The organism is Bradyrhizobium elkanii USDA 76 (assembly GCF_023278185.1).
GTDB lineage: Bacteria > Pseudomonadota > Alphaproteobacteria > Rhizobiales > Xanthobacteraceae > Bradyrhizobium > Bradyrhizobium elkanii.
The window spans coordinates 8413508-8434058 of sequence record NZ_CP066356.1; the positions used below are offsets into that span (position 1 = coordinate 8413508).

Here is a 20551-nt window from a genome sequence, read left to right on the forward strand (position 1 = left end):
GTCTGATAACAACTCGGAGAAGAAAGCATGAAGACTTGGCTCATCACAGGCTGCTCAAGCGGCTTCGGCCAGCGGCTCGCGCTCGCGGCGGCGGAGCGCGGCGATCAGGTCGTCGCGACGGCCCGCAGTGTCAAGACGATCGAGGATATGGCCGAGCCTTTCGACGGCCGCATGATCACCGTGCCACTGGACGTGACCGATGCGGCGGCAGCCAAGGCCGCGGTCGCAAAAGCGGTCGAGACCTTCGGCGGGTTCGACGTGCTCGTCAACAATGCCGGATACGGACTGCATGGCGCGATTGAGGAGGGGACGTCTGACGAATACCGGCCGATGTTCGAGGTAAACCTCTTCGGTTTGATCGAAGCCACCAGAGCCGCCCTGCCCGTCATGCGGCGCTCGGGCGGAGCGATCGTCAATATGTCGTCCGTCGCCGGCATCTCGGGCGGCGGAGGCGGCGGTTACTACAACGCCGCCAAGTTCGCCGTGGAAGGGATTTCCGAAGCGCTCGCCAGCGAGTTGAAGCCGTTCGGCATCCGAGTGCTGATCGTGGAGCCTGGGCCGTTTCGCACCGATTTCCTCGGCCGTTCGATCACAGTCGCCGCCAACGAGATGCCGGAATATGCCGGGACCTCGCGCAGGCACTATCGCGAAACCAATAACGGCAATCAGGCGGGCGACCCCGACAAGGCGATCGCAGTGATCCTGCGCGCCGTCGACGACGACGACGCCCCGCTTCACCTGCCGCTCGGCCCGGTCGCGCATGCTGCCGCCGAGCGAAAGCTGGCTGCCTTCCGCAGCGATATCGACGCCTGGCACGACATCACGATCGCTACCGATTTCGACCCGCCCGGAACGCGGGTCGCGAGCTCCGATCGAACGTCAACATCGACGGGACAGCGACCATGATCGCGACTCTGAAGGGTTTTGCCCAACAGCTGGTGCCGGTGAACGGCATCAAGATCAACGCCGTCACGGGCGGCTCAGGCCCGTCGATTCTTCTGCTGCATGGCTGGCCGGAAACATGGTGGGAATGGCACCATGTGATGCCGCAACTGGCCGCGCATTTCAGCGTGGTCGCGATCGATCTGCGCGGCGCCGGCTTTTCCGACTGTCCGCTCGGCGGCTACGACAAGGCGACAATGGCGCGCGACGCGCACGAAGTGATGGCTGCCCTTGGCCATCAACGCTACGCAGTGTGCGGCCATGATATCGGCGGAATGGTGGCCTTGCCGCTGGCTGCTGTCTATCGAGAGGCCGTAACCCACCTGGCCGTTCTGGACGTTCCGCTTCCCGGCTGGAGCGGATGGGAGGCGACGATCGCAACGCTCTGGCACTTTGGTTTCCACATGAGCCGGGATCTCCCCGAGCGCCTGATCCATGGCCGTGAATACGACTATGTTTCGAGCTTCATGGCCGAGCGGTTCTACGATCACAGCAGCTTCGATCCGGCGGATGTCGAGATCTACGCCAAAGCAATGGCGCTCCCCGGCCGCACCCGCGGCGGCATGGAATGGTATCGCACCCTCGCCGCCGACCACGCAGCGGCGCTTGAGTACAAGAAGCAACCGCTCGAGATCCCGGTGCTGGCTCTCGGCGGGGATCATCGCTTTGGTCCGCATATGGTGCCGATGGTCGAGGAATTCGCCAGCAACGTAACGGGCGGCTCGATCGCCCGCTGTAGCCACTATGTCGCGGACGAGCGGCCGGATGCAGTCGCAGCCGCTCTGATCGAGTTCATCGGAGCCCATTGAAACTCGGCGCCCGTGTCGTTGTGGGCCGGAGAAATCGCGACACTGCGGCAACAGAGCCCCGCACTCATCACGATCGATCAATTCAATCAGAAAGGACAACCCGTCATGACCACACCTATCATCCGCGGCGTCAACCATATCGGCATCACGGTGCCCGACATAGAAGCCGCGAAATCGTTCCTGGTGCAAGCTTTCGGCGGCCAGGTGATCTATCAGTCCTTCGGGCCGCAGGATCCGCCGCGGCAAGGCCCCGAATTCGAGCGGGCCGTCGGAGCGTTCCCGGGAACGGTCGTGCGTGGACAGGCGATGGTCAAGATCGGCACCGGACCCGACATCGAGCTGTTCGAAATGCACGGCCCCCAACAAGCCCAGCCGATCCGAGCGAGCGACTTCGGCATCACGCATTTCGGTGTCTACACCGACGACATCGACGCCTCGGTCACGCGCTTCGAAAAGGCCGGAGGCACACGCCTCACCGCGCCGCGCGCGATTCCTTACGCAACCGAGAAAGGTCTTGGAAACAAGGTCTGTTACTGCCGAATGCCATGGGGCACCACGATGGAATTCATCACCACGCCAGATCGCATGCCTTACCACGACCAGACGGCCTTGCGGAGGTGGCAAGACGAGGATTGAGATGAGCGGGACGGCGCCGGCTCGCGCCGTCGACATGCAGGTTGCACGGCACCGGCTGGGCGCTCGGTCCTCCGCGCGTCTTTTCGAAACAGAGTCCAAGCCGCCGTCTCATCCTCGATATGTGCCCGAATCGGCGGGGCAGCGCGATGCCGGACGATTCACACGGTTCGCGTAAACCGGGCAAGGGCCGTCCGGCGGCCGACATACATATCGATCGCAATCATAAACAGCGGACGCGCGCTGAATGCGAAGGTTCTGTAGAAAGTCGTCTGATGGCAAATGCAACAATGGTCGTGACCTGCAGCGGCGGCACATACTTCGATCGCGACTATTATGTCGACGTGCATCTACCGTTGGCGCTCGCATGCTGGCAGAAGCATGGCCTCGAAAGCGCCGCCGCCTTCTTCCCTCGAGACGTCAATTCGGTAGATGTTTCCGTCGGGTTTTATCGGTTTCGCGATGAGGCTTCGCTTCACGCTGCGCTTGCATCCGCCGACACCGACGCAATTATGGACGATGTCCCCCGATTTACTGACGCCAACGTTACCCGAATGATCGGAGCCCCGCTCTGACAGGCGGATGTCGCGATGCATCCCGTTAACTCGTCAATTCCGACTGGCAGGATCATACGCCTTACCAGTGGACGAAATTCCTGACATTGACGCCGGTCGCGGCCAAGCGTCGACCCATCTCGGAAGTCCGACAATGTCCGCTTTCGCGCCGTTGTTGGGGGACAAGCGGACATAGGTGCGCCTACTCTCAGCGGCAGAGTTTATGAGTACGCACCCTAGTTTACAAATGATCGTTTTACGTTCTTGCGGCGCCCATGGTTGTCTTTGGGCACGAGAGGGCGATCGGCGGACAGTCGAAGCGGATCTCGTAGTGCGGTGGCCAGAAAGCGACATCGCAAATACATAGGAAGAATCCGGACATGAACAAAACCCAGATACATTCCTTCGTGCTTCCCGATGCAGCAAAAGCATTTTTGCAGAAGGAACTAGCTCCCATCAAATATCCTGCCACCGCCTACGGATCTTATCTTGCGCAGATCTCCGCAGTGCGGTCGAAGATCGCCGTTGCGTTGACCGATATCCTGCCGTTTCTCTCGGAGCAGGTTCCTCCGTCAGCTCGCCCCGCGGCTATCGAGATTACGAATCTGCCGGTCGATGCGAACATCGACCGCCCTCCGTCCAATGGCGCGAAGCTAAAGCATATCCCAAAGGCGTCGTACTTGTCTGAGAATCTACTCGTTCTCTTCGCCGGGCTGTTCGGCACTCCCTTCTCGATGTCGTTCGAAAGCGAGAGCCTAGTGAACAACGTCATTCCCTTGCCGTCCGCCAAGTCGGACTTTAGCGCCCTCAGCTCTTCGTCGGATCTGAGCTTCCACATCGAGAACGCGGCCTTGAGATTTCATGACAATGGCCGCGACTGTGCGCCAATGGCGCTGTTCTTCACTGGAGTTGTAAGGCGCGGCTGCCTTGCCCTTGCCGATGCACTCCACCTCCGGGGCGTGGAAAGAATAATGCTTCCAGCCACGCTGACGCTGCTGTTGCGAGCGGATCTGCGAAGCGCGGCTGAGCGGGAGGACGAAGGCGTTCTCGAGCACAGCTCGACCTTCGATCTTGCGGCCGATATCGCGGATGATCGTACGCCTCCGACGGGGATCTCGTCGTATGCGTACGGATGATCCGGCCCAGCCGGCTGTGCAGGATGCGCAACTGCCGCTGATGCCGCCTGAATTGCTTGGCATGGGCGTAGCGTCCCGCCATCATTGCCGCGGTCTTGGCGACGCGAAGATAGGACTGCCGCAGCTTGACCCCGTGCTTCCTCGCCATGCGGTTGAGCCCCTTGATGGCCGCGTGCAGCAGCTTAGCATCGGTCGGAAAGGTGATCGCCTTCGGCTGCACGGTGGTATCGACCGTGACACGCTTGAGGTCCTGGCTGCGTAACGCGCCGGCTTCGTGCGCCACCCGCAGGCTCTCGGCCAACAGCAGCTCCAGCTTGTCGCCGAGCCGCTTGCGCCAGTGGCTCAGGTCCGAGCGCTCGTGCGGAAATGAATGCTGGAAGAACTCTTCGCCGGTGAAGTACTGGAAATACGGGTCGTGGACCCAGCGCTCGCACACCCCTTCGTCGGACAGGCCGTAAATCTGCTTGAGCAGCAGCAGCCCAATCACGAAGCGGGTCGCGATGCCTGGCCGGCCGTTCTCGCTGTAGAGCGGGGCGATCTCCCCATCGATCCAGTCCCAGTCGACCCTGCCGGCGAGCTGAACCAGCTCGTGCTTCATATTGATGATCTGGTCCAGCCTGGCCCGGAACAGATCGCCCGATCCCGTCGCCTTCTGCTTCTTCGGCCGCATCACCCCCTCCGATGCGACCACGGAATCATGACTGGCGATTCGACGGAATCTTGAAAATGAAATTGGAAGGTTCCGATCCCTGAAGCATCAAAACCCTGCAATCGCAAAAAAGCCGGTCTGTCAGATTACGATTCCACATCAGTCGCTTGGTCGCTCTTAACGGACGACTGCCTACTTCATGTTCACGCCGATGATGCGGTTGCTTTCAGCGATTATCCTGCGGAAGGGCTGAACCGCCATTTTGCAAAGCATTCACGTTATCGTACCCCGTCGTCGTGACGGCCGCTAAGCACATCGCTGTCCTGGGCCTGGTCGCCGATCTCCGCAGAACCGCTTCCAGAATCCGGCGCGTCGCAGTAGGCTTGCGACCGGTCGTCTATCGATAGCGCGCTCCTCCAGAAAGTGATTGCGGATGCGTTCCCGTTGCTCATCCGTCAGCCAAATCATTCTTTTTAGCGTCCTCGTCGTCGAAGGTTTCGGTCGCGCGACTAAGCCGAGATTAGGAATATATCCGTAACGAAGATTAGCCAGTACGCTACTTACAAGCCACGAACTTCTATAAACGCTTGGTCCATTGCTAGCATGACTTTGTCGAAGGCCGAATGTCCCTTGAGGTCACTTCGCATGGAACGACGCCGCCCGACAGCCTCAGCTTGCCGCTTACACTATTTCTTCTTCCTGCGACGTGGACGCGCCGGCTTGCGACCTCCAGGCAGGGTCTTGGGAGTCGTCGCACTTTTAGACGGCCGAATAAACAACTCGGACAAATGAACGTCCAGCGTCTCGGCGATGCGTTCGAGAAGATCAATTGTCGGGTTCTTCGATTGCCGCTCAAGAGCCCCCATATACGAGCGGTCAACCCCCGCTTCGTAAGCCAATTTCTCTTGCGAAATACCTCGCTCTACGCGGATTCGACGCACATTCCAGGCCACAATCGCACGAGTTTTCATGCGTAAAACATGTCATGAAGCCGGGGCTTCAAACCACTGGCTATAGTCCCGCTATTAATTTCTTCGCGAAAGCCGCCTGCAGCGCACACTCGCCTAAGCTTCCTCCGACCACGGCTTCGTATTCGGCAAGAGTGCGTATATAGCGCGACAATCAGGATGAGAGTCTCACCCTGATCGCCGCCGCGCATGCGTAACAACGACGGCGGTGGGGACGCCGCCAGCTCCGCCGCGATCTCAGCCGGGCGGACCGCGCCATTGCGACTAACAACTCCATCGAGATGAGCGGAGTCGACGACCCGCAGCCGGCGCCCATCCGATTGCAGTGTGGACGGCAACCTGGTGCAATCCATGGCGGATCCGCACTTCCCCGGCCACGATCGTCACCGCCATGCGCTCGCCAATAAGGCGCCATGGCACGGAGTAGCTGTTCGCGTCGATCTCGACGGCGCAATCATTGCCGACGACGTGGGTCAGTTCACGCAAGGGTCCGAACGACGGCTGTCCGCCGAGCGGTTTCAACCGATGTATCTCATCACGCGCAAAGCGGATGATCGGGGCGCCTCGCCGGTCGCGCCCTGGATGCGAACGTTCGCAACATCACGCTCCCATCTGTCGAGATGCGCCTCGAATGCTTCCCAACTTGGGAAGGAATGACCGGCGATCGCGTTCTTCTTCACGTAGCCGACGCCATTCTCCGTCTCGCCCTTCGTGCGCGCCCGATACGTCTGCAAACAATCTCGGCGTCGACCGCCCGATGGCGCGCAGGCTCGATCAACCATCTGAGCGTGTCTCGCTCACCGGCCTCGAGGACGGCCAGCCGCTCACCTGCCGCATCAGATTCGTTCTCCACGGCTGAGAGCCCACGGCTGAGGCTCGAGGCATCGAGCTTCAGGAGACCGGCGAGCAACAGGCCGAGCGCACGCCAATCGTCGAGGAACGACATGATAATCGGTGCACCTGCGGATTTCGCAAAGACGACGAGCGGCGCTTTGTCCGCCTCCGACAATCGGACGCACCACTCAAAGCTGCCAAGCCGGAAGTCGGGCGCTGTGGCAGACGCCGTGAAGACCGAAGAACTGTCGAGACGGCCATAGACCAGTCCCTGGTTGTGGACGGCTTCAAGCGCCTTCGCCAGACGCTCGGCGTTGCGCCAGAGAACGATGCGCGAGCGCGGGACATCAAGATTGTTCAGCCAGTGATCGGGGCGCGCATGCTTGACCATGGTATCGAGTGGCGCGAGATCTCGCGGCATGGCCAGAAAGAAGGCATCCGACGCCTCGCCGTACCGCAGCAGTTCGACGATGACCTTGTCGGCGCCTGGATAGGCGAGCACACGCTGTGCCTGGCGCATTTCATGCTGCCAAATTTCACGAAGATCATCGTCGACCGCTGAGCCGGTCTTTTGCCAGTATTTGAGCACGACTGGCTGGTCGTCGCGCTTGTCGTGGGCCGAAATGATCGCCGATTTGAGCGGCTCACCACCGGGGGCCGAGAGGTATTGGTCCCCAAGGTCGAACTGATCCGTCAACGGCCGCAGTTTTTTCAATGTGCTCGGCATCAACTATGAGCTCAAATGGAGCATCTGCTTTGGCGCGGCGGGCGTTTGCACATGCAATGATTTTCAGTATTCGCAGCCAACTAACGATGGTATCGAAATTTGCGTCGGCAACGTCCCGAGCAGCGGGATAGCCTGATTCGGCGAGCTGAATTTAACAAGAATTGTCACCGGCATCCGCCGGTCGCAGCAGTATGTCTGAAATATCCCCTGCGAGCCCTTCCGCGTCCGCACCCGCTCTGGTAGCTACCCGCCTTGCCGGGGCCGCCGCAGGCAGCCACCCGGCACCGGTTCAGATTAAGCCAGAAATACCGCAAATTAACTTTTTATATCAACCACTTATAGCTATACTGCCTGATTCTTCGTCGCCTTGGATGAGCTTCTTTGGGGAACGGAACGTCCGAAAAATGCTGCATAGTTCGGACGGACAAATCTTGCCGACGACCGAAATTTGCATCATATTTCGGACATGCTTGATCAACCGACCACAGACCTCCGCCCGCGGCTCATTGCCCGCATCGACGCAACGCCGACAGAGGTATGGACACCCGGTGATTTCGCTGATCTCGGCAGTCGCGCGGCCGTCGACAAGACGTTGCAGCGTCTCGTTGCGGCTGGCGAGTTGCGCCGCATCGACCGCGGGCTCTACGACCGGCCGCGAAAGAGCAACCTCACAGGCAAGCCGATGGTCCCCGACTATCGCGCGGTCATCAGGGCTGTGGCGCGCCGCGACCAGGCCCGCGTCGTGGTCGACGGGATGACTGCCGCGAATGATCTCGGCCTCACCACGGCCGTGCCGGCGCGCATCGAGGTCCTGGTCGACGCTCGCCTGAAGCCGATCAAACTTGGAAAGCAGGTCATCAATTTCAAGTCGGCGGCACCTAGCCGTCTTTATTGGGCCGGACGTCCGGGCATGCGCGTCGTTCAGGCGCTCTATTGGATGCAGGATATGATGGCGGGGAAGGACGATCGACAAGCGGTAGAGAACGTCCTCAGCAAGCTGTTCGCAAACCCGCAGCATGGAAAGGAGATTCGCGACGATCTCCGTGCAGGTCTTTCAGCTATGCCGATCTGGATGCAGGACTTTCTCAGGCCCTTGCTCGAACCTGACGACGCGGCGGAGGATCACGCGTGAGTAGCGCAGCCTACAAGGAGGTCATCTCCGCCGCACCCGGCGAGAAGCTTGATCTTTTCCTGACGACGGCGAACCGGCTCGGTGCGCCGATCGGAAACGTCGAGAAGGATTTTTGGGTCTGCTGGACCCTCAATGCTCTCTATCACGAACGGCCCGCAGGAGGTCCGCGCCTTCTCTTCAAGGGCGGGACGTCGCTGTCGAAGGCATACGGGCTGATCGAAAGATTTTCCGAAGACATCGATATAACGGTGTTTCGCAACGATCTCGACGAGTCTGCTTCAGTCGAAGAACTCGAGATCGATCTTGTCGAATAAGAAACGCCGCGCTCGATTGGATGCGATCCGGGACGCTTGCCGCAGCTATATTAGCGGTCCGCTATACGCCTTCCTGACCGAACATCTCGCCGAAGCGACGAGTGGACGCGGACGCCTCGAGATCGACGCGTCGGATGCCGACGGGCAGACGCTTCTCGTCTGGTATCCCGAGGTTGAACCGCGCGACGAGGCCTATGTGCGGCCGGCAGTCCGGATCGAGTCCGGAGCGAAGTCGGCGCTTGACCCGAACCACCTGGCGAATATCCGTCCTTACATTGCCGACGACGTGGCAGGCCTCGAATTGACGGTGCCGAACGTCACGACGATCGACGCCGAGCGCACGTTCTGGGACAAAATCGTGATCGCTCACGGGCTGCGCCGCTGGTTCGAGCGCCGCGGTGAGCTGCGCCAGGAAGGCCAGCGCATTTCGCGGCACTTCTACGACCTGTATTGCCTCTTCGCCTCCGACATCGGCCGGTCGGCGGTCAAAGATGCCGAATTGGGGGCCGACTGCGTCCGTCATGCTCTCATGTTCTTCAACCGGCCTGATTACGATCTCGTCTCGGCCGTGACCGGATCGTTTGCGCTTGCGCCGACTGCGGCAATGATCGACGCGCTCGCGCGTGACTATACGAACATGACGCCAATGATCTTCGGCGAGGCTCCTCGGTTCGAGCAAATCCTCGCGTCGATGGAAAAGATCGAACGCGCGGTGAATAGGACGCGCTAGCAAACGAGCAGAATTCGACAACCGCCGATGATAGGATCATGGCATGGCTGACGCTCCAGAGAACATCCCAATGCGATTGCCCGATCCCGCCTCGATCGAGGCGGTTCTCGCACGTCTTCCGACCGGATCTGACGAAGCGGCGCTGGCGGCCGCGCTCACAGAGGCGTTTCCGGGATTTCCGTTTTCGACATCGGGCATTGACGAGCAGTATTGGCGCGACACGCGCTCGGTGGTCGCCGCCGACGGGACACGGATCGCAGAATACCGGCCGTGGATGGAAGCGGAGCTTGCCAAGGACAATGGCGACATTGGCGCGCTCTGGACGCGACTGCGCGAGAGCGACCTTCAGATCTCGGAATGGCACGGCAACAGTGTGTATGCCTTCGCGCCAACTGGACCGGGCGCGGCGGACTATGTGCAAATCCGTCTCGGTCTGGAAGTTGAATGGCGTGCCGGGCCGATCGTCAATCCGACATATCGCCCTTGGGGCAAGGGCGAATTACTCGATCCGTCATGGATCACGCACGAAGATATGTCCGACGACAAGGTAATCGCTGGTCCGCTCTATCGGATGCTTGGGCGCCCAGGCAGCAGCGTCGTCCATGTCCGGAGCTTCCTGACGCGGTGTGCCCGCCTCGAGCGCGAGAAGCGCGAGGCGCAGCGGCCAGAGATGGAACGCCGTGTGGTACGTGAAACGACACGCGAGGGCACGACCGAGACGCCGTTTCTTGAACTGGTGCCGGACTGGTTCGAGTTCGTGCCGCGGGAGACGCGCTTCTTCCAGGATTGGGAAGAATCAAGCGCTTCGGCCGAGCGGGTCTATGTGCACTGGGCGCTCGACATTTACGACTACGACGATAAAGGCACACGCGAGATCGGATTCGTGCCGCGCCCGCGGCATCTGCCGGAAGAGAGGCTGATCGCTGGCGACGCCTCGGTTCATATCCTGATGGATCGCGTCGAAGCCATCGACCGTGAGGTCGGCGTCCCATTTGGTTGGTTCTTCTTGATGACCCATGGTAATCGAGTTGCGCCAGAGGTTGGCCAAGCGATCGCCAAGGGCCTGCGTAGTCAGCGCGTGGTCTTACCCGATCGGGATGCGCGTGTGCTTCTCCGCTGGGCCGAACGGTCCTATGGATTCTAGGAAGACAGGGCCGCGGCGGAAGGCCTCAGTAAACCTAACGCCACACTATCGGAGCTCTGGAAAGAGCGTCGCGACCAATCTGCTTGAGGTAGTCAGGCCTCCTCTCACCTGTTGTCGCCGCTTCCAGAAGCCGGCACGCTGCGGGCTTTCGTTCGCTACGTCGAGCGATCTCAGCTGGGTGCGCCCGCCACCCGGACGATGGCGCTGGACTTCGTCCTGTCGTTCGGTGGCGCCGCCGACAGCCGCGCGGTCCGTCACGGCGTGCTCCGCCGATTCTACGAGTACCTGGTCGTCTACGACCCCCAGACCGAGGTCTTGGAGCGCAGAGCTTTCCCGTGGTCCAGGGCGATTCCGCCGCCGCGCATCCCTAAGTGAGGCTGAGCTGACGTCGCTTATCGACGCATGCAGCTTCATTTCGCCAGGGACCCCTCTCAGGGGCCGCACGATGGCGACGCTAATCGGATTGTTGGCCAGCACGGGGTTACGATCGGGCGAAGTGGTCAGGCTTGATCGCGGCGACGTCGATCTGACCAACGGGGGCATCCTCGTCCGTAAAACCAAGTTCCGTAAAGACCGCCTGATTCCTGTTCACCCAACGACCCAGGCAGCCAAACTTCGTCGATACGCCCGTGAGCGCGACACCGTGTTTCCCAGGCCCAAAGGCGAGGCGTTCTTCCTCAGCTCGCGAGGCTGCCGTCTGTCGGCAACCGGCTTGCAAAGCAACTTCGCTAAGGCCCGCAAGCTCGCGGGCCTTGACAATGGCAAGCCTCTGCGACCGCACGATCTCCGGCACCGGTTCGCGGTGACCAGGCTGAGGCTGTGGCACCACGAGCGCGCGGACGTCCAAGCGCTGCTGCCCTTACTCGCCACCTACCTCGGCCACGCCAACTATAGCGACACAGCCTACTACCTCACCGGCTCGTCGGATCCCCACCAAACGGGCCCACATCGAGGTGACGCATCATCTCACCAACGCCGAGGTGGAGGCTATCATCGCAGCCCCTGATCAGACGACGTCCCGCGGTCGGCGCGACCGGGCCTTTCTGCTCTTCTTGGCGAGAACCGGCGCTCGCGTGTCCGAAGCGACCGGCGTCAACGCGAACGACCTTCAGTTGGAGCGAGGACGCCCGCAGGTGCTGCTTCATGGCAAGGGACGCCGAGATCGCGTCGTTCCCATTCCTCAGGATTTGGTGCGATCGCTGACCAACCTATTGAGCGAACGCGGCCTCGCCCATCATGAACCGCGGCCAATCTTCGTCGGGGTCCACAACGAGCGCCTGACGCGTTTCGGCGCGACACACATCGTGCGGCGTGCCGCCTCCCAGGCCGGGTCCACGAGGCCAAGCTTGGAGGGCAAGCCGATATCGCCGCACATCTTCCGGCATTCCCTCGCCATGAAGCTTCTCCGGTCAGGCGTGGACCTCCTGACGATTCAGGCTTGGCTTGGCCATGCTCAGGTCGCCACGACCCACCGATACGCCGCTGCGGATGTCGAGATGATGCGCCGGGGACTTGAGAAGGCGGGCGTCTCAGGCGACGGAAGCGCTTCTGGCCCAGATCGCCGTCGCCAAATATGCCGATGGCCTGCCGCTCTACCGGCAGGAGGCTATCTACGCCCGCGACAAGGTCGAGCTCGACCGCCAGTTGATGGCGCAATGGATGGGCAAGCTCGGCTTCGAGCTCGAGATCATGGCCGACTACATCTTCAGCGAGGTCAAGAAGGCCGAACGGGTCTTTGCCGACGAAACCACTTTGCAGACGCTCGCTCCGGGCTCCGGATCGACAAAGACGGCCTATTTATGGGCCTATGCCAGGGATGATCGAACGTTTGGCCGCAACGGTCCCCCGATGGTGGCTTATCGCTTCGAAGACAGCCGCTCCGGTGAATGCGCGGTCCGCCATCTCAATGGTTATCGCGGAATCCTGCAGGTGGATGGCTACGCCGCCTATAACAAGCTCGCGCGATCCGATCGCGGCAATGATTGCATCACAGGCTGGCTGCTGGTCACACTGCAGACGCAAGTTCTACGAGCTGCATGTTGCAGGGAGCTCAGAAGTGGCAACGGCGACGGTCGAGCGGATGGCGAAGTTCTGGCAGGTCGAGAAAACGATGCGCGGTCAAAGCCCCGACACTCGCGTTGCCGCGCGCCAGCAAGCCTCCGCGGCGATCGTCGCAGATCTCTTCGATCTCTGGCAGCAGACCTTGCGTCGGATCTTCGGCAAATCAAAACTGGCTGAGGCGATCCGCTATGCCGTCTCGCGCCGTGCCATCTTCGAACGATTTCTGACCGATGGTCGCATCGAGCTCGGTAGAGTCGACGACTGACGCGGTGGCTACAGGTTCCGAGGAGTTGCCGTTGGCCGGCAGCTTTCGCTGAGTGCCGGTGGCTCATTTCGGACCATGGCTCCGTTTCCAGTCGCCGCTCGTCAAACCGGACGTGCGGATTTCCCGCATCCGGCTTTCTCTCAACCCATCAAGCCTTCGCTCTCGGCACGTCGGCACGCGCTCTTGGGAGGCGGTAGAGGCCAAGCGTTTCATGCAGGTATTCCTGCGAGTAACGGTTGAAGCCCCGGCCACGTGCCCCGGTGCGCTGGACCAACCAATGACGCAGACGACGGTCGACGTATTGCCGAATGAGGTTGTAAGTTTCCACCACTGGACCTTGGTCGAAGTAGCCGCACCAGCCGCGTAGGAAGCGGTTGATGACAGCGACTGTGTTCTCCGGTGAGTCCGGATACCACTGACGTGTCGTGCGGTCGTGGACCTGTCTGAGCAATCGTCGAACGGCTTTCTTGGAAGGTCTTGTGCCAAGAAAGGCTTGACCTCCCTTTCCATAGAAGCGTCCGATCGTATACCCGAGGAATGTTACGCTATCCTCTGGGACCCGAGCGAGTCGCGTCTTGGTATCGTTCACCTCCAACCCGAGCCTGTTCATTAGCGTCTGCATCCGCGCCATTGCCGTCTCGGACGAACCGGGGCGACAGCAGATCACGAAGTCATCCGCGTAATTCACGATATGCGCATCGAGTTGATCTTGGTGTCCGTGTTTGCGCCAAGCCAGCAGAAACCGACGAAAGTAGAGATTCGCCAACAACGGGCTCAAAGGTGAGCCTTGTGGAGTTCCTCTTTTCTTCGTCCGAGCCTCCGCCGTCCTTGTGATCCGCCGGCCGTCCTTCTCGATAACCGCGACTGTCAGCCAGCCTTTGATCATCGAAAGAAGCCGACCATCGGCGATCCTGCGTGTGAGGCATTTCATCAGTGGTGCATGCGGAATCGAGGTGAAGTAATCCCTCAGGTCCGCATCGACGATCTCTGATCGCCGATGATCTCTGATGTGCCAGAACACGCGGCGCACTGCCATCTTGGCGTCCACCTTCGGGCGGAAGCCATACTGGTTCTCCAGCAGGTCCGCTTCGAAGATGGCGCCGATCACCAGCATCGCCGCCGTCATGACCGTTCGGTCTTTTACGGTTGGAATGCTGAGCGGTCGGCGTCCGCCATTGCTCTTCGGTATCCATACCCTCAGAAGGGGCTGCGGTCGGTAGTCACCCGCCGTCAGCTCCTGTCTGACATTTTCCAGCCATCGTTCGCGTCCCTCGGTTTCGATCTGAGCAAATGTGATGCCATCCGCCCCCGGCGACCCCCGGTTTGCTCGGCAGCGCCTGTAGGCTTCCTCCAGCACATCCAGTCTGCAGATTTTGTCCCAAAGAGAGTAGAATCGATAATCTGGTTCAGCCTTAGCTTTCGCCTGCAGCGAGGTCTGAAGTTTCTGAACGGATATTCTCGGTGTTACTAGGTTCATCACCAATCGCCGTGTTCTCGACTACCGAAACCGGCAGCTTTACGTCTTGCCTGCCGAAATCGAAGTAGTCATACTCAACTTTGGCTGACCAGCCGGGCAGGAAGGCATACTCGATGCCCGCACCCAATGTGCCGCCAAATATGTTCTTGGTCGCTCGGCCATCGGCAGCACCGTTAGCAGCAAAGCCAGCCCCCAAGTTCGATGTAACGGCAAAGGACTGGTTGATGCCGATGCTGGAATCGGCCCAAGCTGCGCCGCCCTTGATGTAGACTAGGCCGCGGTCGCCCACCGTGACGCCGACCCGTCCGGTGATATCGGCAATCCATTTGGTGTCGTTCGTGCAGTTCAAGACCACAAAGCAGCCAGTGCGCCCCTTGATACCACTCCATAAAAAATCGCTTTCCACGCCGTAGACCATCACACCGGACTGGAAATTGTAACCGGCTTGTACGCCGCCGAGGAAGCCGTTCAGCTGCACCTGCGGCAATGGCACATTCAAATCGGCAGTGCCGCCGATGAGCTGGTTTACGGTCTGGTTGACGGGGGCGCCAATCAATGTATTGCCCACAGCGAGGTCGGTCTGGCTGGTACCCCAACCCGAGCCTACACTGCCGCCGATGTAACCTCCAGTCCAGCTGAAGAGAGGATAAACGGGAGCCGGCGCTTTGACGACAGGTGCCGCAGGCAAATCAGCAGCTAAACTTCCGCTCCCAAAAGCGATCGTCCCGAACGCAATGATGCTCGCGAGCGACAATTGCTTGTTGCACTTCATCCGAGAGTCCTCCTGCTGAGCACGGAAAAATATTGCGTAGCTTGTCCCCAAGTTGTGGTTAGCTCGATAGTTCGAGCTGGCAGGCAGATCACCTCTCCAATCTGGTAGGAGGCAGCATCTTGCTGCAACTGCGACAGCCGCTTCTTGCCGTGTCCATTCCAGAGAGGCGAGCAGGCTCTGCTTTCATGCTTGTACGACGGTGCTCAGCAATCCTTTCGCGAAGATCCGTGACACGGCCGAATAATGGGCTATTTTACAAAGCCACGTCGTGGTGATTCTCGCGGCCCTTGGCCGACGTATTGCGCGGTATATCGTTAATGGCTGGGCCTCGATTTGGCTGCGATTTCCACGTTCGCTCTTGATGCGACCCACCATCGGGAAGGGTAGGCTCGATGTCGACGACTCGTGCGTTTCATGTCGTTGTCGTCCGGGACGCGTAGAAGATGTATGTCCTTGCTCTGGTCACCCAAAAAGGCGGAAGCGGCAAGAGCACGCTGGCGGTCGGAATTGCAGTCGCAGCGTTGGGGAACGGGGAGCGCGTCGCAATTGTCGAGGCGGATCCACAAGGCACGATTTCAAAATGGAAAGAGCGGCGCCGCCATCCCGATCCCCGGGTCGTTCGGGTCGCTGATTCGGCCGAAATAGAACGGGCGCTCGTCAGCCTTGAAGCCGAGGGGATCTGGCTTACGGTTATCGATACCGCCGCCACGAACAATGCACTGGCCATGCGCGCCATCGCGAGGGCCGATCTTTGCCTGATCCCGGTGCGTCCGAGTCCCGCCGACATCGAAGCTGCGATACCGACGCTGATTGCTATTCGTAGGCTCAACCGCCGATTTGCTTTCGTCCTCGCTCAGACGCCACCGCGGGGCTGCCGCGTGAGTGAAGCCGCGACGTCGCTCAATTCGCTCGGGGTGCTCGCGCTTCCCTATGTCGGACAGCGCAATGACCATCAGGACGCGCTTGGGGCAGGATTAGGCGTGACGGAGTTTGCACAAGAGGGAAGAGCCTCGGAGGAAGTTCGTGAGCTGTGGCGCTGGATCTTGAAGAAGCTTGTCGAGGGGTCGTCAGATCATGAACCACACGCAAGAAACGAAAAAGCCGCGTACTAGGCAGACGCGCTGCGCGCGACGCTCGCTCGTGGAGCTTACCGCGGCGGCGAGCCGAGCCGTTGACGATGGCCTGTTTGTGCTGCCCCGCGGGATTGCTGCTTCCAATCTGCGATCGGAGCACTCAGGCCCGAATACGTCTGATCAAACAATTCTTGCAAGGCAAGCGACGGCTCCGAGTCCCGTTGCGGTGCTTGAATCTCGGAATGCGGCGGCGCCGCGCAAGGACGAACTCCTAGATTCCGACACTACCACCGAGATGATGGTGAAGGTTGCCGAAGACTCTCAAGACAGAGCTTCTGAAAACATCAAAGCCAGCCTGAATGCTGCCTTGGACCATGCAAACGGCCTCGTAGAGACGCGGGTGGGAGGCGAAGCGGCGTCGAAAACCGTCGTCGCTTCCGGACTTGAAAGCAATTTTTTGACCGTTCTCAAAGAAGCCGCAACGGGGTTTCGCGCGGATGCGGCCGAATTAATCATGCAGAAGGAACCAGCCGACAGCGCGGGACAGTCGCAACCGCGATATATGCGGCGGCTCACCGACGAGGCGGTCAGATTGCTCGACGATCTTCGGAGCGGCAAGCTGGAGAACCAGGCGAACTTCATCCTGAGCGAGTGCTTCAGGGAAGCCGCCAGCGCGTTCTCTATCATCAATCAGCAGCTCAAGCGCGACGGCTATCCCGCGAGCATTGATCCATCAATCTTCATTTGGCTTGCCAATATCACCGAACCGGAGACGCGTGACACCGGGACCAAGCGACTTGAGATCGTACCCAACCACCGAGGTCGTCCGAGCACGTACACGCGCCAGGTCGCTCAGTTCATCTGGCACCTTGTCGAGGGACAGGGCTGCGGGCGCCAGGCCGCATATCGGGCGGCGCTCACGAAGTTCTCCGTAACCGCGAGTTTCGTCGAGAACGCCTATGCGTTTTGGGAGCCGGTCTTCAAACGGGCGGGACCGCACGTGAGGATGCTGACCCGCATTTCAGATCCAGAAGTGTAAAGTGTCAATCGGCTTGCAAATTTGACCCTTCATCGGCGTCCAATTTTGACCCCTTTCCGCGGCGGGGTTTGCTGGTAGCGCTCGTCTCGTCGGAGCTGGCCGGGATAGCGGAGGCGAGACGAGCGCGGGTGGCGTGATCGTCGTCTCGGCTTTTGAACCGCCAGCTATCGTTGCCGGTCTCGACGATGTCGCAGTGATGGGTCAATCGGTCGAGCAACGCTGTGGTCATTTTGGCGTCGCCGAACACGCTGGGCCATTCGCCGAATGCGAGATTGGTGGTCACGATGACGGAGGCGCGCTCATAGAGCCGGCTGACGAGGTGGAAGAGAAGCTGGCCACCGGACTGGGCGAAGGGCAAATAGCCGAGTTCGTCCAGCACGATGAAGTCCATCCGGGTCAGATGCTCGGCAAGCCGTCCCTGCCGTCCATTGCGGGTCTCGGTCTCGAGGCGGTTGACGAGGTCGACCACGTTGAAGAAGCGGCCGCGGGCACCAGATCGGATGCAGCTTCTTGCGATGGCAATGGCCAGGTGGGTTTTGCCTGTGCCGGTGCCGCCGACCAGCACGACGTTGCGCTGTTGGGCGACGAAGCCGCCGCCAGCAAGATCATTGACGAGCGTCTGATTGATCGGCGTGCCGTCGAACTGGAAGTCGGCAATGTCCTTGGCAAGCGGCAGCTTGGCAATGGTGAGCTGGTATTTGATAGATCTGGCTTGCTTCTCGTTGATCTCGGCGGAGAGTAGATCGCCAACGATGCGCTGGGGTTCATGCTGACGTTTGACGGCAGTTGCCATGATCTCGTCGAAGGCAGCCTTCATGCCATAGAGCTTGAGCTCGCCCATGAGGTCGAAGATTTGAGTTCGTTCCATCAGTTGGTCCTCCGAAGGTTGTCGTAGCGGGCACAATCGGCGATTGGTGCATGACGGAGCGTCAGGGCGGCTGGCGTCATGATGTTGGCCGGCGGGGCTGGCTCACGTTGACGGGCCAGGATGTTGAGCACCACATCGGCGGAATGAACGCTGTGACTGAGCGCTTCGGCACAGGCCGCTTCCACCGCAGGCAGACCGTCAGTCAGCACCGCGTTGAGGATGTCGACCATCTGCCGATTGCCATCGTCGATGCTGGCAAGCTTGCGCCGGATCCGCTCGATCGCGGCCGGCAGCACCCAGTCCTTGAAGGGAGCGCCGTTGCGTAAGGCGCCGGGGTTGCGGGCGAGCACCGGCACATAATGCCAAGGGTCGTAGACGGTATCGCCGCGGCCAAAGGATCGCTGATGCTCGGCAACGATACGTCCATCCTGGCGGATCACGATGCGATCGGCATAGGCTTGAACCTCGACCGGTCGTCCGACTGCACTGGCTGCGACCGAGTACTTGTTGTTGTCGAAGCGCACCAGGCAGGTCTTCGAGACCGACGCCGTCACCGCATGGAAGCCGTCAAATCGCCCTGCATAGGGAACGAGCCTAGGGCGTTCGACTTCGAACACGTCCCAGATCGTCTGATCGACCAGTTCCGGATGGCGATGAGCCTTGGCGTAGGTGATGCATTTGTCGAGCAGCCAGGCGTTTAACTCGTCGAGGTTTTTGAACCGCAGACGCGGCGTGAAGAAGCGTTCCCTGACCAGCCCGACCTGGTTCTCAACCTGCCCCTTCTCCCAGCCAGACGCCGGCGTGCAGGCGACTGGATCGACCAGATAGTGGCTGCACATCTGCAAAAACCGGCGATTGTAAAGACGCCCTTTACCGACGAAGATCGTCTCCACGGCGGTCTTCATGTTGTCGTAGATGCCGCGGGTGCAGGTGCCCTTGAACAGCGCGAACGCTCGGTCGTGGGCGTCGAACACCATCTCCTGCGTCTCTCGCGGATACGCCCGGGCAAATAGCATACGGCTGTGGCAGAGCCGGACGTGAGCAACCTTCACGACCACGGTGGTTCCGCTCAACAGCACCACCTCATGGCTCCAGTCGAACTGGTAGGCTTCGCCTGGCGCAAAACTCAGCGGGACATAGGCCGCCGCGGTCGATTGCCCGCGTTCCTTGCTCCACCGCCTGGCGTAACGTCGCACCGCATCGTAGCCGCCGTCATAGCCGCGACCGCGCAGCTCTTCGAAGATCCGGATCAATGTCAGCTGCTCACGAGCCGATTTAGCCGCGTTCGCCGCAAGCAGCCCGTCAAGTTCGACTGCCCATCGTCCGAGCTTTGGCCGCGGCTGCACTTGCCGCTCATACTCGAAGGAGGTCTCTCCCGACCTCAGCACCTTCCGAACCGTGTTCCGTGACACCTTCAGGTCACGGGCGATCTCCTTGATCGTCTTGCCCTTGATGAAGTGCTCGCGCCGAATCCGCGCAATCGTCTCCACGACCAGCATCCTCCACCACCTGCTTTGTTACGAAGCAGGCAGCGCAACAGACCAACCTGTAGGGGGGCAATTTTGGACGCCGATCCCCCGGCTTAGGGGGTCAATATTGCAAGCCGAATGACACCATCGAAGGCAGCTGTGACTTTCTTGGCGTGAACGGCTGGAAACGAGGATGGCAGAATCGTATCATCGGTCATGGCGGGCGTGGTTTAAGGTGATGGGGTGGCTTCGCAACCGAATCCTACGCCGCATCAGCGCTTTACACCACGCTCGCCAGCCCTCAGGCGCACTCTTACGAATAAGACGGGCTAGCGCTCCATCTCGCCCATAAGAATTTCATCTGAGACGTATCGTGGATTGGAAATGACAGTCCGCATTTCCGCATTCTTGCCCTCGTCCGCAAACCGGAATCCCTTCTTGTAGAAAAATGCTGAAGCTCCTTCATCTTGAGAGAGAAGGGATAGCTTGGAAAGGCCCGCGGACTGCCTAGTATGATCGGCGACTTCAATCATAGCCGTCCCGACCCCTTTGTACCTCGACCGGCCGAGATTTTCTATGCTGAGAATTCGCAAACTGTTGCGCCCCGGCGCCACGGTCATCGCTCCCACCTTATTGCGTTCATTGGCATCAGTAAACAAAGAAACACTTTGGGCGTTGCCAATATTGCTACTTACTCTGTGTAGGCGGACTGACACACCTGTCCTCTTGTCAAAAGCGGAAGACGCTGGTCCAGCAGCTAAAGCGGCCGTAAAAGCAGCACCATCTGCGCCAGAAGTGCCGGCCAGCGCATCGCGCTGCTGGTCCACACTTTGCCCGTCGGAGGGCCAGTTGTTGTAATTGGTTCTCATCACAACGAGCTACTATTTGGACGAGCTGACAGAAAGCTGACAAAGCCGACGCATGAGCCGGTCCTTTACGAATAAGACGGGCTAGA

General features: G+C 60.2%; 19 protein-coding genes and 4 pseudogenes. 13 read left to right on the plus strand and 10 right to left on the minus strand.

Translation table 11 applies throughout. The annotated features are described in order from the left end of the window. The first annotated feature begins 27 nt into the window (after positions 1-27). The 4 genes from JEY66_RS39840 (at position 28) to JEY66_RS39855 (ending at position 2959) form a co-directional block, all read left to right on the plus strand. On the plus strand, positions 28-906 hold the full coding sequence (locus tag JEY66_RS39840; RefSeq protein ID WP_011090906.1) for an oxidoreductase: 879 nt from the start codon (positions 28-30) through the stop codon (positions 904-906). Beyond that, positions 903-1751 carry an alpha/beta fold hydrolase gene (locus JEY66_RS39845; protein ID WP_011090907.1) on the plus strand — a complete coding sequence of 283 codons (849 nt, stop codon included), beginning with the start codon at positions 903-905 and terminating at the stop codon, positions 1749-1751. The genes JEY66_RS39840 and JEY66_RS39845 overlap by 4 nt, the downstream gene beginning before the upstream one ends. Before the next feature lie 105 nt (positions 1752-1856). Further along, complete coding sequence (locus JEY66_RS39850) at positions 1857-2387, plus strand: VOC family protein (RefSeq protein WP_026192141.1); 531 nt, start codon at positions 1857-1859, stop codon at positions 2385-2387. Positions 2388-2533: 146 nt separating this feature from the next. Next, positions 2534-2959: a hypothetical protein gene (locus JEY66_RS39855; protein WP_223153792.1), complete on the plus strand. Its 426-nt coding sequence runs from the start codon at positions 2534-2536 to the stop codon at positions 2957-2959. A gap of 463 nt (positions 2960-3422) precedes the next feature. Here the strand turns inward: JEY66_RS39855 and JEY66_RS39860 are convergent, their stop codons facing one another. The 5 genes and pseudogenes from JEY66_RS39860 to JEY66_RS39880 all read right to left on the minus strand — a co-directional run bounded on the left by JEY66_RS39860 (position 3423) and on the right by JEY66_RS39880 (position 7252). Beyond that, positions 3423-3776: a hypothetical protein gene (locus JEY66_RS39860; RefSeq protein WP_014498603.1), complete on the minus strand. Its 354-nt coding sequence runs from the start codon at positions 3774-3776 to the stop codon at positions 3423-3425. Between the two features lie 73 nt (positions 3777-3849). Next, a pseudogene (locus JEY66_RS39865) lies at positions 3850-4744 on the minus strand (IS5 family transposase); the annotation flags it as partial. Between the two features lie 665 nt (positions 4745-5409). Continuing rightward, complete coding sequence (locus tag JEY66_RS39870; protein WP_014498605.1) at positions 5410-5694, minus strand: helix-turn-helix domain-containing protein; 285 nt, start codon at positions 5692-5694, stop codon at positions 5410-5412. Positions 5695-5955: 261 nt separating this feature from the next. Next, positions 5956-6213, minus strand: a complete 258-nt coding sequence (locus tag JEY66_RS45730; RefSeq protein ID WP_464115855.1) for a Mu transposase domain-containing protein — start codon at positions 6211-6213, stop codon at positions 5956-5958. A gap of 154 nt (positions 6214-6367) precedes the next feature. Beyond that, complete coding sequence (locus JEY66_RS39880; protein ID WP_014498607.1) at positions 6368-7252, minus strand: serine/threonine-protein kinase; 885 nt, start codon at positions 7250-7252, stop codon at positions 6368-6370. Between the two features lie 466 nt (positions 7253-7718). Between JEY66_RS39880 and JEY66_RS39885 the strand changes: the two genes are divergently transcribed. The 7 genes and pseudogenes from JEY66_RS39885 to tnpC all read left to right on the plus strand — a co-directional run. After that, positions 7719-8384, plus strand: coding sequence for a DUF6088 family protein (locus JEY66_RS39885; RefSeq protein WP_014498608.1), 666 nt, complete (start codon positions 7719-7721; stop codon positions 8382-8384). Beyond that, entirely contained in the window at positions 8381-8698 is a 318-nt protein-coding gene (locus JEY66_RS45735; RefSeq protein ID WP_014498609.1) for a nucleotidyl transferase AbiEii/AbiGii toxin family protein, read from the plus strand. Before JEY66_RS39885 ends, JEY66_RS45735 begins: the two co-directional genes overlap by 4 nt. Next, positions 8688-9428, plus strand: coding sequence for a nucleotidyl transferase AbiEii/AbiGii toxin family protein (locus JEY66_RS39890; RefSeq protein WP_014498610.1), 741 nt, complete (start codon positions 8688-8690; stop codon positions 9426-9428). Before JEY66_RS45735 ends, JEY66_RS39890 begins: the two co-directional genes overlap by 11 nt. 43 nt (positions 9429-9471) lie before the next feature. Continuing rightward, complete coding sequence (locus JEY66_RS39895; protein WP_018647441.1) at positions 9472-10572, plus strand: hypothetical protein; 1101 nt, start codon at positions 9472-9474, stop codon at positions 10570-10572. Continuing rightward, a complete protein-coding gene (locus JEY66_RS39900; RefSeq protein WP_307724540.1) occupies positions 10562-11578 on the plus strand; it encodes a tyrosine-type recombinase/integrase in 1017 nt (338 codons plus the stop codon). The genes JEY66_RS39895 and JEY66_RS39900 overlap by 11 nt, the downstream gene beginning before the upstream one ends. After that, positions 11553-12005, plus strand: a pseudogene (locus JEY66_RS39905) (tyrosine-type recombinase/integrase); the annotation flags it as partial. The gene JEY66_RS39900 and the pseudogene JEY66_RS39905, both read left to right, overlap by 26 nt. 103 nt (positions 12006-12108) lie before the next feature. After that, positions 12109-12880, plus strand: a pseudogene (gene tnpC / locus JEY66_RS39910) (IS66 family transposase); the annotation flags it as partial. Between the two features lie 166 nt (positions 12881-13046). Here tnpC and ltrA read toward each other — a convergent pair. Together ltrA and JEY66_RS39920 are read right to left on the minus strand one after the other, a co-directional pair. Continuing rightward, positions 13047-14375 (minus strand): group II intron reverse transcriptase/maturase, encoded by a 1329-nt coding sequence (ltrA, locus tag JEY66_RS39915; protein WP_014498615.1) that lies wholly within the window; start codon positions 14373-14375, stop codon positions 13047-13049. Further along, positions 14311-15147, minus strand: coding sequence for an outer membrane protein (locus JEY66_RS39920; RefSeq protein WP_026192140.1), 837 nt, complete (start codon positions 15145-15147; stop codon positions 14311-14313). Before JEY66_RS39920 ends, ltrA begins: the two co-directional genes overlap by 65 nt. 443 nt (positions 15148-15590) lie before the next feature. On the opposite strand from JEY66_RS39920, the gene JEY66_RS39925 reads away from it, so the two are divergent. Together JEY66_RS39925 and JEY66_RS39930 are read left to right on the plus strand one after the other, a co-directional pair. Next, positions 15591-16259 carry a nucleotide-binding protein gene (locus JEY66_RS39925; RefSeq protein ID WP_011090916.1) on the plus strand — a complete coding sequence of 223 codons (669 nt, stop codon included), beginning with the start codon at positions 15591-15593 and terminating at the stop codon, positions 16257-16259. Beyond that, entirely contained in the window at positions 16222-17259 is a 1038-nt protein-coding gene (locus JEY66_RS39930) for a hypothetical protein (protein WP_011090917.1), read from the plus strand. The genes JEY66_RS39925 and JEY66_RS39930 overlap by 38 nt, the downstream gene beginning before the upstream one ends. A 4-nt stretch (positions 17260-17263) precedes the next feature. On the opposite strand, the gene istB is transcribed toward JEY66_RS39930, so the two are convergent. The 3 genes and pseudogenes from istB to JEY66_RS39945 all read right to left on the minus strand — a co-directional run bounded on the left by istB (position 17264) and on the right by JEY66_RS39945 (position 20465). After that, positions 17264-18127, minus strand: a complete 864-nt coding sequence (istB, locus tag JEY66_RS39935; RefSeq protein WP_011090918.1) for an IS21-like element helper ATPase IstB — start codon at positions 18125-18127, stop codon at positions 17264-17266. Further along, positions 18024-19626: pseudogene (istA, locus tag JEY66_RS39940) on the minus strand (IS21 family transposase). Before istA ends, istB begins: the two are co-directional and overlap by 104 nt. 299 nt (positions 19627-19925) lie before the next feature. Continuing rightward, the gene (locus tag JEY66_RS39945) at positions 19926-20465 is read right to left on the minus strand and encodes a GNAT family N-acetyltransferase (protein WP_014498653.1); all 540 of its coding nucleotides are present in this window, start codon (positions 20463-20465) and stop codon (positions 19926-19928) included. Between the last annotated feature and the right edge of the window lie 86 nt (positions 20466-20551).